The sequence below is a fragment of the Variovorax sp. dw_954 genome, from assembly GCF_018449755.1.
In the GTDB taxonomy this organism is placed as follows: Bacteria; Pseudomonadota; Gammaproteobacteria; order Burkholderiales; family Burkholderiaceae_C; genus Variovorax.
In genome coordinates this window covers 317952-330802 of record NZ_JAAVVD010000004.1, presented here as the reverse complement: position 1 = coordinate 330802, position 12851 = coordinate 317952, and the positions used below count along the sequence as shown (strand labels likewise).

The 12851-nt window shown below is 67.4% G+C and carries 14 protein-coding genes and 1 pseudogene; 6 read left to right on the top strand and 9 right to left on the bottom strand.

Annotated elements, in window-relative coordinates; translation table 11 throughout:
* Positions 1–57 precede the first annotated feature (57 nt).
* From HB681_RS09765 to HB681_RS09755, 3 genes and pseudogenes are all read left to right on the top strand, one after another.
* A pseudogene (locus HB681_RS09765) lies at positions 58–424 on the top strand (carboxymuconolactone decarboxylase family protein).
* Between the two features lie 201 nt (positions 425–625).
* On the top strand, positions 626–1987 hold the full coding sequence (locus HB681_RS09760) for an amidase family protein (RefSeq protein ID WP_213954597.1): 1362 nt from the start codon (positions 626–628) through the stop codon (positions 1985–1987).
* 192 nt (positions 1988–2179) lie between these two features.
* The gene (locus HB681_RS09755; protein ID WP_213954596.1) at positions 2180–2350 is read left to right on the top strand and encodes a hypothetical protein; all 171 of its coding nucleotides are present in this window, start codon (positions 2180–2182) and stop codon (positions 2348–2350) included.
* Between the two features lie 46 nt (positions 2351–2396).
* Here HB681_RS09755 and HB681_RS09750 read toward each other — a convergent pair whose 3' ends face one another.
* Positions 2397–3329 (bottom strand): DMT family transporter, encoded by a 933-nt coding sequence (locus HB681_RS09750; RefSeq protein WP_213954595.1) that lies wholly within the window; start codon positions 3327–3329, stop codon positions 2397–2399.
* The gene (locus HB681_RS09745) at positions 3326–3877 is read right to left on the bottom strand and encodes a BON domain-containing protein (protein ID WP_256734876.1); all 552 of its coding nucleotides are present in this window, start codon (positions 3875–3877) and stop codon (positions 3326–3328) included. Before HB681_RS09745 ends, HB681_RS09750 begins: the two co-directional genes overlap by 4 nt.
* A gap of 50 nt (positions 3878–3927) precedes the next feature.
* Between HB681_RS09745 and HB681_RS09740 the strand changes: the two genes are divergently transcribed.
* Together HB681_RS09740 and HB681_RS09735 are read left to right on the top strand one after the other, a co-directional pair.
* Positions 3928–4848: a 2-oxoglutarate and iron-dependent oxygenase domain-containing protein gene (locus HB681_RS09740; RefSeq protein ID WP_256734875.1), complete on the top strand. Its 921-nt coding sequence runs from the start codon at positions 3928–3930 to the stop codon at positions 4846–4848.
* A 9-nt stretch (positions 4849–4857) separates the two neighbouring features.
* On the top strand, positions 4858–5163 hold the full coding sequence (locus HB681_RS09735; RefSeq protein ID WP_213954593.1) for an NIPSNAP family protein: 306 nt from the start codon (positions 4858–4860) through the stop codon (positions 5161–5163).
* A 27-nt stretch (positions 5164–5190) separates the two neighbouring features.
* Here the strand turns inward: HB681_RS09735 and HB681_RS09730 are convergent, their stop codons facing one another.
* The 5 genes from HB681_RS09730 to HB681_RS09710 form a co-directional block, all read right to left on the bottom strand.
* Positions 5191–5730, bottom strand: coding sequence for a flavin reductase family protein (locus HB681_RS09730; protein WP_213954592.1), 540 nt, complete (start codon positions 5728–5730; stop codon positions 5191–5193).
* Positions 5731–5855: 125 nt separating this feature from the next.
* A complete protein-coding gene (locus tag HB681_RS09725) occupies positions 5856–7085 on the bottom strand; it encodes a spore maturation protein (protein WP_213954591.1) in 1230 nt (409 codons plus the stop codon).
* Between the two features lie 188 nt (positions 7086–7273).
* A complete protein-coding gene (locus HB681_RS09720; protein ID WP_213954590.1) occupies positions 7274–7801 on the bottom strand; it encodes a hypothetical protein in 528 nt (175 codons plus the stop codon).
* A gap of 158 nt (positions 7802–7959) precedes the next feature.
* On the bottom strand, positions 7960–8763 hold the full coding sequence (locus tag HB681_RS09715) for a metallophosphoesterase (protein ID WP_213954589.1): 804 nt from the start codon (positions 8761–8763) through the stop codon (positions 7960–7962).
* Positions 8760–9752, bottom strand: a complete 993-nt coding sequence (locus HB681_RS09710; protein WP_213954667.1) for a LysR family transcriptional regulator — start codon at positions 9750–9752, stop codon at positions 8760–8762. Before HB681_RS09710 ends, HB681_RS09715 begins: the two co-directional genes overlap by 4 nt.
* A 107-nt stretch (positions 9753–9859) precedes the next feature.
* On the opposite strand from HB681_RS09710, the gene HB681_RS09705 reads away from it, so the two are divergent.
* The gene (locus HB681_RS09705; protein ID WP_213954588.1) at positions 9860–10399 is read left to right on the top strand and encodes a hypothetical protein; all 540 of its coding nucleotides are present in this window, start codon (positions 9860–9862) and stop codon (positions 10397–10399) included.
* A 202-nt stretch (positions 10400–10601) separates the two neighbouring features.
* On the opposite strand, the gene HB681_RS09700 is transcribed toward HB681_RS09705, so the two are convergent.
* The gene (locus HB681_RS09700) at positions 10602–12452 is read right to left on the bottom strand and encodes a phosphoenolpyruvate carboxykinase (GTP) (protein ID WP_213954587.1); all 1851 of its coding nucleotides are present in this window, start codon (positions 12450–12452) and stop codon (positions 10602–10604) included.
* 154 nt (positions 12453–12606) lie between these two features.
* Entirely contained in the window at positions 12607–12759 is a 153-nt protein-coding gene (locus HB681_RS09695) for a hypothetical protein (protein ID WP_213954586.1), read from the bottom strand.
* Positions 12760–12851 lie beyond the last annotated feature (92 nt).

The window sequence follows — 12851 nt, the reverse complement described above, 5'->3', positions numbered from 1 at the left end:
GCGATGTGGCTTTGCCCCCTCGACTCGAACCCTCAACGACCAAAGGACACCACCGTCATGGAACCCCGCCTCGATTTCTACAAAGCCTCGCCCGAAGCCACCAAGGCCATGCTCGCGCTGTCGGCTGCCGTCAGCAAGCTGGGCCTCGAGCCGCTGCTGTCGGAACTGGTCAAGCTGCGCGCCTCGCAGATCAACGGCTGCGCCTACTGCGTCGACATGCATTCCACCGACGCCCGCAAGCGCGGCGCTGGCCTGGACCGAAGCGCTCACGCGCGTCGCCGACACGCACGCACCCGACGCCGACTACGAAGCGCTGTGCGCCGAGTTCAACGAACGCGAGCGCGTCGACCTCACGCTGACCATCAGCGCCATCAATGCGTGGAACCGGCTGGCGGTCGGCTTCCGCTCCGTGCCTGCCGCATGAAATGAGCCCACCCCCGAATGCGCCTTCGGCGCTCCCCCTCCGAGGGGCGCACCCAGCGGCCCGACAAAGCCGGTTCCGCGGGTGCCCACGAACAGACATTCCTCAGCTCACCTTGGCTTCATGTATTGCCCCTGTATTCGAGCGCTGAACTGAGCAAGTTCGATCAGGCGAAGGCGCGAACCTGCGTCAACAATGCAGTCCATGAACTCCACCGACTTCGCCACGGCCACCGCCACCCAACTCGTCGAAGCCCTGGCCGCGCGCCAGGTCGGCGCCCTTGAACTCTGCGACGCCGCCATCGCGCGCATCGAACAGCGCGACGGCGACATCAACGCCGTCGTCGTGCGCGACTTCGACCGCGCCCGAGAACAGGCCCGCGCCGCCGACGCGGCACTGGCCCGCGGCGAGCGGGGCGCGCTGCTGGGCGTGCCGATGACGGTGAAGGAATCCTTCAACGTCGCCGGCCTGCCCACCACCTGGGGCTTCGAATTTGCAAGGAACATTCCCGTCAAGCAGGACGCCGTGGCCGTGTCGCGCCTCAAGGCGGCCGGCGCGGTGATCCTCGGCAAGACCAACGTCGCCCTGGCGCTGGGCGAGTGGCAGAGCGCGAACCCGGTGTATGGCCGCACGCTGAACCCGCTCGACACGACCCGCTCGCCGGGCGGCTCCTCCGGCGGCGGCGCTGCGGCGGTGGCCTCGGGCATGGTGCCGCTGGAACTGGGCTCCGACATCGGCGGTTCGATCCGCGTGCCCGCGCACTTCTGCGGTCTTTACGGGCACAAGCCCAGCGCGGGCCTGCTGCCGTCGCGCGGCCATGATTTCCCCGGCGCGCCGAGCGGCGCGGCCGACGTCATTGCCGTGATCGGACCGCTGGCGCGCAGTGCCGACGACATCGAGCTGGCGCTGGACGTGCTTGCCGGCCCCGACGTGGACGACGCCGCCGCATGGCGCCTGTCGCTGCCACCCGCGCGCCACGTGCAGCCGAATGGCCTGCGCGTGCTCGTGATGACGACGCATCCTTGCGCCCGTGCCTCGGCCGAGGTGCAGACGGCGGTCGAGCAGACAGCCCAACGACTCGCGCGTGCCGGCGCGCAAGTCAGCCACGGCAGCGAGCTGCTGCCCGACCTCGAAGCGCTGCACAAGCTCTACGCGGCCATGCTCAAGACCATCGTCACACGCGGGGCTCCCGACGCGCCGCCCTCCGTCCCGGCCCATGAATGGCTCACGATGCTCGACCGCCGTGCGCAGCTGCGTGCGACCTGGCGCAAGCTCTTCGCCACCTTCGACATCGTGCTGTGCCCGCCCTTCGGCACCGCGGCCTTCCCGCACATCGAGGGCCCGATCGACTGGCGCACGACCATGCTGGACGTCGACGGCCAGGCGACGCTCTACCACGAGCAACTGGCCTGGGCCGGCGCCGCCACCCTGGCGGGGTTGCCCGCGACGGTCGCGCCGGTGGGCAAGGGCGCGGGCGGCCTGCCCATCGGCGCGCAGATCATCGGGCCGCTGCTGGAAGACCGCACGTCGATCGCGGTGGCGCGCTGGCTCCAGCAAAACCCGTAAGGAGGCTCCGGACAAGTCCTTGGCGGACCGCGCATGCTCGGCTCGGTCAATCCGCGGCGTTGCGAATCCCCGGCATCGCTGTGGCTGCGGTTCGCGCTCGGCCCCGCGGCGCCAGCGAACGGCCGGCGCCCGCGGGTGGGTTTTCCCGCTGTGGCCTAATGTTGCCCGGACATTTTTTTACCGGAGCCCACCATGCCTACCACGTTCAGAACCGAAGCCGAGCGCAAAGCCTCGCCCAAGCCCACCCCCGCACCGGGCTACACCCTCACCAAGTCGGGCGTCGGCCAGAAGCGCAGCCTCGAGCGCGGCACCGCCACGCGCAGCAAGAAGAACCCCGGCAAGCGCGCCAAGAAGGGCGGCTAAGCCTCCTCCGCCCCTCCCGGCACACCGCGGCGTTCCAGGCGCCGGATCAAGCCGCCTTCGAGGCGGCTTTTTTTGCGCCCACGGCAGGCGCCTTGCGCCGGTTCACCATCACGATGCCCAGGCCCACGCCCGCCAGCGCCAGCACCAGCCGCAGCGTCAGCGGCTCGCCCAGCAGCATCACGCCGAAGGCCAGCGCGAACAGCGGCGTCAGAAAGGTGAAGGACGACATCTGCGTCGCCGGGTAGTGCCGCAGCAGCCACATCCACGTCAGGTAGCTGGCAAACGCGCCGATCACGGTCTGCACCGCGATGGAGCCCCAGGCCATCGGCGAGTACGACAAGCCCCAGGTCTCTCCCAGCGCCAGCGACAGGAAGGGCGACACGGCTGCCGTCACCGCCACCTGGTAGAACAGCGTCTTCTCGGCGCTGGCCGTCGCCAGCTTTGTCGCACGGATGGACAGCGTGGTCAGGCCCCACAGCATGCCGGACGCGAGCGCCAGCAGGTCGCCACGCAACTGCCTGGGGCTGCTGTGGCCGAAGCTTTCGCTGAAAGCCAGCACCACGCCGCCGAAGGCCAGCGCCAGCCCCACCCATTGCCAGCCACGCAACTGCTCCGACGGCGCCCAGCGCGGCAGGAACACCGCCACCCAGAACGGTGAGGTGTAGAGGAACACCGTCAGCCGCGAGGCCGTGGTGTCCTGCAGCCCGAGGTAGATGCAGCAGAACTCGCCCGCGAACAGCAGGCCCGCCAGCAGTCCACCGGGCAGCGTGCCGTCGCGGTCGAACAGCGGCACGCCGCGCGCAACGCACCAGAGCCACAGCAGCACGACCGCACCCGCCATGCGGATCGAGGCCTGCCACAGCGGCGGCACTTCCACCACGGTGGTCTTGATGAGGATCTGCTGCAGCCCCCAGAAGGCGCAGCATGCAACGAGCAGGCTGATGGCGCGGGTGTCGAGATGGGTCTTGCGTTCGATCATTTTTTCCGTGCGTTCACTTTGTCTTCGTCTTCATTCACCGGATACGGCGCCCGGCCCCGCGTGCCGACCATCAGGTCCGGCACCACGGTCTCCACGTCCTTCGCGCCCCGTGCCGCGCGCTCCAGGCGCAGCGCCAGGTCACGCGTCGGCACGCAGCCTTGCAGGTACACCCAACGGCGCTGCACTGTCACCCACACGCTGGCGCGCCTCACGCCCTGCACCGTCGCCAATGCATCGCGCACACGCGGCGCGATGTCCTTGTCGTACCGGTAGGCGTTGCTGTCCTCGCAGCGGTGCTCGAGCCAGCAACTGGTGCCGCGCTCCAGCCGGCTGTGCATCTGCGTGCGCCGCTCGGCCTCGGTATAGAACGGCCCCAGCGGCACAGGACAACCGGGCAGGCCGGATGCGACCTGGAAGAAGGGGTCGTCGAACCAGTTGCGCCGCTCCACGTGGGGGTCGCTCGTGGCCGGCGCCGCGCCAACGGTTCCTGCCGCCAGCCACGCCATCGAAAACGCGAGCCGGCAAGCGCCGATGCGGCAACGGGTCATGCGTCGATGGTAGCCGCGCAGGGCCAAGGCCGCTGGGGCAAACTCGACGCATGCATACGGCCATTCCCATCATCGACATTTCCCCATTGGCAACCCGTGATACGTCTCAGCACGCGCGCGTCGCCGCGGAAGTCGGCGCCGCCTGCCGCGACGTCGGCTTCTTCGCCATCACCGGCCACGGCGTTGCGCCCGAACTGCTCGCCGACGCCTTTGCCGCAAGCCGCGAGTTCTTCGCGCTCGACGCGGTGACCAAGCAATCGATCGCCATCGGCAAGCTGGGCCACAACCGCGGCTACGTCGACTTCGGCGCCGAGGCGCTCGACGAGAAAAGAGGTGCCGACCAGAAGGAAGCCCTCAACTTCATCTGGACCGACGAGCAGGCGCGCCCGCCCAATGCCTGGCCACCCATCGACGGCTGGCGCCCGCGCGTGCAGGCGTATTTCGATGCCGGCATGGCAGCGGCCCGCATGCTGCATGCGGCCTTTGCCACCGACCTCGGCCTGGCGCCCCTTTACTTCGACGACAAGATCGACCGGCCCATGGCCACGCTGCGCTTCCTGCACTACCCGGCACCGGCCGCGGGCACGAATGCAGACGGCATTGGTGCCGGCGCCCACACCGACTACGGCAACGTGACATTGCTCGCCACCGACGGCGTCGCGGGCCTGCAGGTGCGCCCGCGCAACGGCGACTGGATCGACGCGCCCGCGTTGCCGGCGGGCGCCTTCCTCTGCAACATCGGCGACTGCCTCATGCGATGGACCAACGACGTGTACGTGTCGACGCCGCACCGCGTGCTGCGGCCGACGCGCGAGCGCTACTCGATCGCGCTGTTCCTCGATCCGAACCCCGACGCGCTGGTGAGCGCGATCCCGTCATGCGTGCCGGCCGGCCAGGCCCCGCGCTACGAGGCGATCACCGCGCAGGCGTACCTGCAGTCGCGCTTCGATGCGACCTACAAGAAGGCTTGAAGAACCACCATGGTCACCTGCTACCTGCGCTACGTCATCGATCCGTTCAAGCTCAAGGAATTCGAACACTACGGAAAGCTGTGGATACCGCTCGTCCAGAGGTTCGGCGGCCATCACCACGGCTATTTCCTGCCCTCCGAAGGTGCCAACAACATCGCGCTGGCGATGTTCACGTTTCCCAGCCTCGCGGCATACGAGGAATACCGCGCGCTGTCCTTCGCGGATGCGGAGTGCCAGGCGGCGTTCAGGTATGCGGAAGACACGCGCTGCATCCTCAGCTACGAGCGCAGCTTCTTCAGGCCGGTCTTCCAGTAGGTCTGCCGGGTCGGCGTGGATCGACCCCTACAGCGGATGCTCGGTATAGAACCGTCCGCCATGGAACAACAGCGGTGACGCGCCTGCGCGCATGGTGCAGTGCTCCACCTCGCCGACGAAGATCACGTGGTCGCCCTCGTCGTACCGGCTGCGGTTGAAGCACTCGAAGGTCGCCACCGCACCGTCCAGCAGAGGCGCGCCGCCCACGCCTTCGGTGAATGCCACGTCGACCCAGCGGTCCTGGCGCTTCTGCGCGAAGCGCTCGGCCAGTTCCTTCTGGGTCGCGGCCAGGATGTTGATGGCGTAGTGCGAGCCCGTGTCCAGCGCCGGCATCGACCCCGACGAGCGCGCCAGGCTCCAGAGCACCAGCGGCGGCGTGAGAGACACCGAGTTGAACGAATTGGCCGTGAGTCCCACCAACGTGCCGTCGGCCGCGCGCGCCGTGACGATCGTGACGCCCGTGGCAAACATGCCGAGCGCATCGCGGAATTCGTCGGGCGAGAAGGTGGGCGCTTGCGCCTGGGCAGGAGCGGTCACGAAAGAGGCGGGAGGCAAGGGGAGTTGCATTCTGGCCGATCATCGCCATTGCCGCCGTGGAAGGCTGTCGCGGGCGCCCTGACGCCGCAATCGGCACCTTCTGGCTACGGCTTCCCGATGACTTGGCCAAGCGGGCGAGCTGCCGCCCCATCGGGTCACCCGAAGAACCAATAGCAAACCGCGATCGCCGCCACCACCCCTGCCAGCTCAGCCGCCAGTGCGCAAGCCACCGCATGCCGTGCCCGCTGGATGCCCACTGCGCCGAAATACACCGCCAGCACATAGAAGGTCGTCTCCGTGCTGCCCTGGATCACGGCGGCGGCCAGCGCCGGAAAGCTGTCGACACCCTGGCTCTTCATCGTCTCGATCAGCATCGCCCGGGCGGCGCTGCCGGAGAACGGCTTGACCAGCGCGGTCGGCAGCGCGTCGACGAAGCGCGTGTCCCATCCGCCTTGCGTCACCACCCACCGAATGCCGTCGAGCGCGAAGTCGAGCGCGCCCGACGCGCGCAGCACGCCCACGGCGCACAGCATCGCGACCAGGTAGGGCAGCAGGTTCTTCGCCACGTCGAAGCCTTCCTTCGCCCCCTCGATGAACTGCTCGTAGACCTTCACCCGCCGCAACGCGCCGGCCAGCAGGAACACGATCACGATGCCGAACAGGCTCAGGTTGCCGAGCAGCGAGGACAAGGCAGCCAGGGCCGCCGACGACAGCGTTCCCAGCAACGCCATGAAGCCGCCCAGCACCAGCGCGCCGGGCAGCAGGTATGCCAGCACCACCGGATCCCACAAGCGCAGCCGCTGCACCAGCGCCACCGAGAGCAATCCCACCAGCGTCGACGCGCTCGTGGCCAGCAGGATCGGCAGGAACACCAGCGTCGGGTCGCTCGCGCCCTGTTGCGCGCGGTACATGAAGACCGTCACCGGCAGCAATGTGAGCGAGGAGGCGTTCAGCACCAGGAACAGGATCTGCGCATTGCTGGCAGCGGTGGCGCTCGGGTTCAGGGACTGCAATTCGCGCATCGCCTTCAACCCGATCGGCGTGGCCGCGTTGTCCAGCCCCAGCGCATTGGCCGCGAAATTCATCGTGATCAGGCCCAGCGCAGGATGGCCCGCGGGCACCTCGGGCATAAGGCGCCGGAACAAGGGCCCGAGCAGGCGCGCCAGCCAGCCGACCAGCCCGGCCGCCTCGGCGATGCGCAGCAGGCCGAGCCACAGCGTCAGCGTGCCGAACAGCAGCACCATCACCTCGACCGCCAGCCTCGCCATCGCGAACAGGCTCTCCACCACGGTCGCGAACACGGTTGCATCGCCGCCGAGCAGCCAGCGGCCCAACGATGCCACGGCCGCGACGAGAAAGAATCCGAGCCACAGCCCGTTGAGCATGCGTTTGTCCCTTGCTGAAAGATGCCGGTCGATCATAGGGGGGCGCACTGGCGGCCCTCCAGGCGCGCATCGGGCCGGGACAGACGAAAAAAGGCCGGGTGGATCGTGCAACACGATCCCCCGGCCGATTCATACGGCGGCGCTACCTGGACGGGTAGCTGCTGCCGAAAGTGTGCGCTGAAGGCGGATTAAGCCTTGCGAACAGCGCGACGTGCCGGCTTGGCGGCGACGGCGACTTCGGTCATTTCTTCGGCGACGGCACCGATGCGGGCTTCAACGGCCTTGGCGCCTTCGACGGCCTTGTCGGCGATTTGCGATGCCAGCGAAGCGGCGGGAGCGGCCAGGGCGCGCACTGCGTCGAGGTTGGCGATCTTGAAAGCGGATTCGACGCGGGTGACCGTGCTGTCGACCGACTGGATGCCGCTGTTGGTGCGGGTGGCGATCGCGTCGATGGCTTGGTCAGCGCGGTCGTAGGCGGTTTGCACGCCCTTGAGCATGAAGCCGGCCAGCACGTCTTGCGCGTTCACGAGTTGCGACTTGACCTTGTCGTTGACCATGGGGATCGAACGCGCTTCCAGGGCCGTGACGAAACGAGCCTTGGCGTTGCCGAGCACGCGCTCGACGGTGGCGCGGTAGGCCTGGTTCAGGGTCTTGCCGGCAACGCTGTACTGGTCGACGACGTGGGTGGCAACGGTAGCGAGGGATGGGTTCGACATGATCTTTTCCTTGAGGAATTAAGTTGGTATGAACGTATCTTCTCGCTGAAGGGCTAGTCGGCAAAAGCTAGAACGGGGCGATAGTTGGAGCACTTGCTCTAAAGACGAGAGCCGCGGGACGTCGCCTGAGAGCGCTCCCGGTGTCCTTCGCACCAGCCTCACACCTCGATCAGCAGCGTCGGCTGGAACGCCTCCTGCTCCCCCTTGCTCCGGTAGCCCAGGGGATTGGCCACCACCCGGCAGCCGTCCTTCACATAGTCGAAGGCGCAATGCAGGTGGCCGTGGAGCCATACCTTGGCCAGCGGCAGCAGCTCGTCCAGCGAATTGCAGAAGCCGGCGGTGCCCGGCGACAGCCCGTAGCGTGGATCGGCGCTGGCCAGCGTCGGCGCGAAATGCGTGATCGCCACCGTCGTTCCCTCGAAGGGCCGGGCCAGTTCATCGCGCAACCAGTCCTGGCACAGCAGCGCCTGCTCTCTCAACTCCGCCGACATGAACGGCTTGCCGTCGCGAACCGTTGCTGCCTTTTCCAGGTAGAAGTCGGCCGCGCGCATCGCCTTGCCGCGGGCCTTCAGCAAGTCGGTCATGCCGCCCGCCGGGTCGGCCAGCGCATCGAAGTCGCTCCACAGCGTGGTGCCGACGAATCGGATGCCATCGATCACGAGCGTCTCGCGCTCCAGCCAGTGGATGTCGAGTGCGTCGCAAGTGGCGCGCAGGCGCGCGTGCACGGCGTCGAAGTCGTCGCCGTCGTACTCGTGGTTGCCCGGCACGTAGATGACGGGCGCCGGCCAGCCCTGGCGCGGCGAAAAGCGACCCAACCCGAAATCCGGCTCGGTCAGGCGCGAGCCGTTCTGGTAGGAGCCGATGTCGCCGGCCAGCACCAGCAGGTCGGCGCCCGGCGCGGCTTCTGCTTCGAAGCGCGGGTGCGATTCCAGGTGCAGGTCGGACAGGAGTTGAAGCTTCATGGCCGTATCTTCGCCGGCAACGCGACCTCGTCGGGGGACTTCGCGAACGCCACCTCCGCCGCGCGCGCCAGTGCATCGCGCAACCAGGCGTGCGCCTGGCCATATTGGGTGCGCCGGTGCCAGAGCGCGTCCACATGCACCAGGGGCTGGTCGAAGGGCAGGTCGCGCAATTCGAATTGGTCGGCGATGCCGGTCACCTTGACGAAGTGGCGCGGCATCACGGCCAGCAGGTCCGAGCTGGCGACAACGCGCCCGGCCGTGTAGAACTGGTTCACCGTGACGGTGATATGCCGCTCGCGGCCGAGGGCGCCCAGCGTCTGCTCGATGAAGCCGTAGGGCCGCCCCGAGAAACTGACCAGCAGGTGCCGCGCGGCGCAGTAGTCGTCCAGCGTGAGCGGCTTGTCCGCCAGCGGATGTCCGCGCCGCATCACGCAGACGTACTGCCCGACGTAAAGCCGCTGCGTCTCGAAAGGCACCGCCACGCCGGACTGGCCGCGCGCCGTCAGCGCAGCCAGCACCGCCGGAAAGTAGCCGACTGCCATGTCGGCGCCTTCGCTCTCCAGCAGCGCGCGCGGATCGCGCGTGGTGAGCGGGACCACGCGCAATGAGACGGCCGGCGCCTCGCGCTCGATGATCTGTACCAGGCCGGGCACCAGTTCCGCGGCGGTGGCGTCGGCCATGGCCAGGACGAAGGCGGTGTCGGCGGTGGCGGGTGTGAAGTCGCCGGGCGCCAGCACATGCTGGAGGTGCCGCAGCGCATCGCGCACGGTGGGCCACAGCGCCAGCGCGCGGGGCGTCGGCTCGACGCCGGCGCCCGAACGGCGCACCAACTCGTCGCCCAGCAGGTCGCGCAGGCGGCGCAAGGCATTGCTGACCGCGGGCTGCGTCAGGGAAAGGTTGCGGGCGGCGCGCGTCAGGTTGCGCTCGGCCATTACCTCGTCGAAGACGCGCAGGAGGTTCAGGTCCAGTGTGCGAAAGTTGACATTCATCATTTCAGTGAATGATAAACATCAGGAATATAAAGTGGCGAAGCACTAGGGAAACCCCTAATATTCAGGCATCGGCTCACGCCAAACGCAATTCTGAGAGGACCATCATGACCAGCTTCGTCAACGCAAACCATCCCACGATCCACCCTGGCGTCGAACGCGCAGAGGTGCTGTTCGACATCGTGAACGGCAAGCGCGCTGGCGCTCGCCACGTGATCGCCTTTCTGCTGGTGGCGGCCCTTTCCTCGGCGCTGGTGGTGGCGGAAGCCTTGGTGACGAACTGGGACGAAGGCAGCCTGCTGGCCGCATGGGCCGTGTTCTGCGCCGCCCTGTTCGCCGGCACCGCCCTCTACGCAGACGTGTTGCTGGCCGGTGCGAAGCGCATCGGCAAGGTCCTCGCCGCCGGAGCGGAACGCCGTGCCAACGCCCGCGCAGACGCACTGTTCCTGGCAAGCGCCCAACGCGACCCGCGCATCATGCAAGAACTGCGCTTGGCCATCGAGCGCAGCAAGGCCGAAAGCGAAGTGACCGAAGTGACCGAAGTCGCCGCCGCAACCCCGAACCTGCTGACCCGCATGGCTGGCCTGCACGAAACGCCTTCCCTGTACACGGCCCTGGCCCGCGTGCAGTCCGGCCACTTCCACTGATCAAGCTGCTGTCACCATGAAAAAACCGCCCTCGGGCGGTTTTTTCATGCCTGGAGAGTTTGCGACGGACAGCGCGGCGCTGAGAGGGGTGAAGATTTCGCAGCGAGGGCGCGGAGGTCGGGTCGAGCAGCGCAGCCGTACTCTCGTACGGCGAGCAGCACAGGCCCGAGATCGGCGTCCGCAGCAGAAAAATTCATACCATCTAGGCTTCGAGGCGCTCTTCGATGGCTGCCTTCGTGGCCGGCAGCTCCTTCGGCAGATGGTGCGCGAGTTGCGCGAACAGTTCCTCATGCAGCTTCAGTTCGTCGCGCCAGGCCGACTTGTCGATGCTGGTCACGGTATTGAACTGCTCGGCGCTGAAGTCCAGGCCCGTCCAGCTCAGGTCCTGGTAGCGCGGGCTCACGCCGAACACGTGTTCCTGGCCGTCGGCCTTCTGCTCGATGCGCTCGATCATCCACTTCAGCACGCGCATGTTCTCGCCGTAGCCGGGCCAGACGAACTTGCCGTCGGCGCCCTTGCGGAACCAGTTGGTGGTGTAGATCTTCGGCAGCGTGGCGCCGGATGCGTCGAGCTTCTTGCCGAGGTCGAGCCAGTGCTGGAAGTAGTCGCTCATGTTGTAGCCCATGAAGGGCAGCATCGCGAACGGGTCGCGGCGCACCACGCCGGCCTGGCCGGTGGCGGCGGCGGTGGTTTCGCTGCCCATCGTCGCGGCCATGTACACGCCTTCGACCCAGCTGCGGGCTTCGGTGACCAGGGGCACGGTGGTGGAGCGGCGGCCGCCGAAGATGAAAGCGTCGATGGCGACGCCCTTCGGGTCGTCCCAGGCTTCGTCGAGGGCGGGGTTGTTGGTGGCCGCGACGGTGAAGCGAGCGTTCGGATGCGCGGCCTTGGCGCCGGTTTCCTTGGCGATGGCGGGCGTCCAGTCCTTGCCCTGCCAGTCGATGGCATGCGCGGGCGCATCGCCCATGCCTTCCCACCACACGTCGCCGTCGTCGGTGAGCGCGACGTTCGTGAAGATGGTGTCGCGCTCGACGCTGGCCATGCAGTTGGGATTGGTCAGCACGTTGGTGCCCGGTGCCACGCCGAAGTAGCCGGCCTCGGGATTGATGGCGCGCAGGCGGCCGTCGGGCTGGGGCTTGATCCAGGCGATGTCGTCGCCGATGGTCGTGACCTTCCAGCCGTCCAGGCCGGCCGGCGGGATCAGCATCGCGAAGTTGGTCTTGCCGCAAGCGCTGGGGAAGGCGGCAGCGACGTGGTACTTCTTGCCTTCGGGATTGGTCACGCCGAGGATCAGCATGTGCTCGGCCAGCCAGCCCTCGTCACGGCCCATGTTGGAAGCGATGCGCAGCGCGAAGCACTTCTTGCCCAGCAGCGCATTGCCGCCGTAGCCGGAACCGTAGCTCCAGATCTCGCGCGTCTCGGGGTAGTGGACGATGTACTTGGTCTTGTTGCAGGGCCAGGCCACGTCCTTCTCGCCGGCTGCCAGCGGCGCGCCGACGGTGTGGACGCAGGGCACGAAGTCGCCGTTGACGCCGAGCACGTCGTAAACGGCCTTGCCCATGCGGGTCATGATCTTCATGTTGACGGCCACGTAGGGGCTGTCGGAGAGTTCGATGCCGATGTGGGCGATCGGCGAGCCCAGCGGGCCCATGCTGAAGGGCACCACGTACATCGTGCGGCCCTTCATGCAGCCGTCGAACAGCGGGTGCAGCGTGTTGCGCATCTCGGCCGGGGCCATCCAGTTGTTGGTGGGACCGGCGTTTTCCTTCTTCTCGGAGCAGATGTAGGTGCGGTCCTCGACACGGGCCACGTCGCTCGGGTCGGACGACGCGAGGTAGGAATTGGGCCGCTTGGCCGGGTTGAGCTTCTTGAAGGTGCCGGCGTCCACCAGTTGCTGGCAGAGGCGGTCGTACTCTTCAGTCGTGCCGTCGCACCAGTGGATGCGCTCGGGCTTGCACAGCGCGGCCATGTCGGCCACCCAGGCGATCAGCTTCGCGTTCTTGACATATTGGGGTGCTTGAATGGTCAGGCCATTCATCACGGGTGCGTTCATCGGAAATCTCCTGGTCTTTGAAAATCGTCTTTTCGAACGGACCTGGGCGCAGTGGTGCGCAAAGACCGTTGGAGAAAACGTTTTCTTCCGGAGCCCGGTATCGCATGCGGGAGGGCGAGGCCGGACTGCGCAAAGGCGCCCGGCCGGGCCGGTATCAGGCCATGTAGACGGCGATGGATGCCAGCAGCAGCATCAGCACGCCACCCACGATCGGGAGCACGAGCGGCATCAGGTGGACGATGGATTCGACGGCGTCGTGTTCGACGACGGCGTCTTGGCCCGGTTGGACGGGGGTCGGGTTGGACATCAGGGATACCTCAGGTTCGCAAAACTGGCGCACATTTTAGGGGCAGGCCAAAGCGCATCATGTCAGGGTCCGCCCCCGTAAAGTGTGCGACT

What these genes read in the sequence shown, in the direction of transcription:
- HB681_RS09760 (WP_213954597.1), top strand. Translation starts at nt 626, where the DNA reads ATGAACTCCACCGACTTCGCCACGGCCACCGCCACCCAACTCGTCGAA.
- HB681_RS09755 (WP_213954596.1), top strand. Translation starts at nt 2,180, where the DNA reads ATGCCTACCACGTTCAGAACCGAAGCCGAGCGCAAAGCCTCGCCCAAG.
- HB681_RS09750 (WP_213954595.1), bottom strand. Translation starts at nt 3,329, where the DNA reads ATGATCGAACGCAAGACCCATCTCGACACCCGCGCCATCAGCCTGCTC.
- HB681_RS09745 (WP_256734876.1), bottom strand. Translation starts at nt 3,877, where the DNA reads ATGACCCGTTGCCGCATCGGCGCTTGCCGGCTCGCGTTTTCGATGGCG.
- HB681_RS09740 (WP_256734875.1), top strand. Translation starts at nt 3,928, where the DNA reads ATGCATACGGCCATTCCCATCATCGACATTTCCCCATTGGCAACCCGT.
- HB681_RS09735 (WP_213954593.1), top strand. Translation starts at nt 4,858, where the DNA reads ATGGTCACCTGCTACCTGCGCTACGTCATCGATCCGTTCAAGCTCAAG.
- HB681_RS09730 (WP_213954592.1), bottom strand. Translation starts at nt 5,730, where the DNA reads ATGCAACTCCCCTTGCCTCCCGCCTCTTTCGTGACCGCTCCTGCCCAG.
- HB681_RS09725 (WP_213954591.1), bottom strand. Translation starts at nt 7,085, where the DNA reads ATGCTCAACGGGCTGTGGCTCGGATTCTTTCTCGTCGCGGCCGTGGCA.
- HB681_RS09720 (WP_213954590.1), bottom strand. Translation starts at nt 7,801, where the DNA reads ATGTCGAACCCATCCCTCGCTACCGTTGCCACCCACGTCGTCGACCAG.
- HB681_RS09715 (WP_213954589.1), bottom strand. Translation starts at nt 8,763, where the DNA reads ATGAAGCTTCAACTCCTGTCCGACCTGCACCTGGAATCGCACCCGCGC.
- HB681_RS09710 (WP_213954667.1), bottom strand. Translation starts at nt 9,752, where the DNA reads ATGAATGTCAACTTTCGCACACTGGACCTGAACCTCCTGCGCGTCTTC.
- HB681_RS09705 (WP_213954588.1), top strand. Translation starts at nt 9,860, where the DNA reads ATGACCAGCTTCGTCAACGCAAACCATCCCACGATCCACCCTGGCGTC.
- HB681_RS09700 (WP_213954587.1), bottom strand. Translation starts at nt 12,452, where the DNA reads ATGAACGCACCCGTGATGAATGGCCTGACCATTCAAGCACCCCAATAT.
- HB681_RS09695 (WP_213954586.1), bottom strand. Translation starts at nt 12,759, where the DNA reads ATGTCCAACCCGACCCCCGTCCAACCGGGCCAAGACGCCGTCGTCGAA.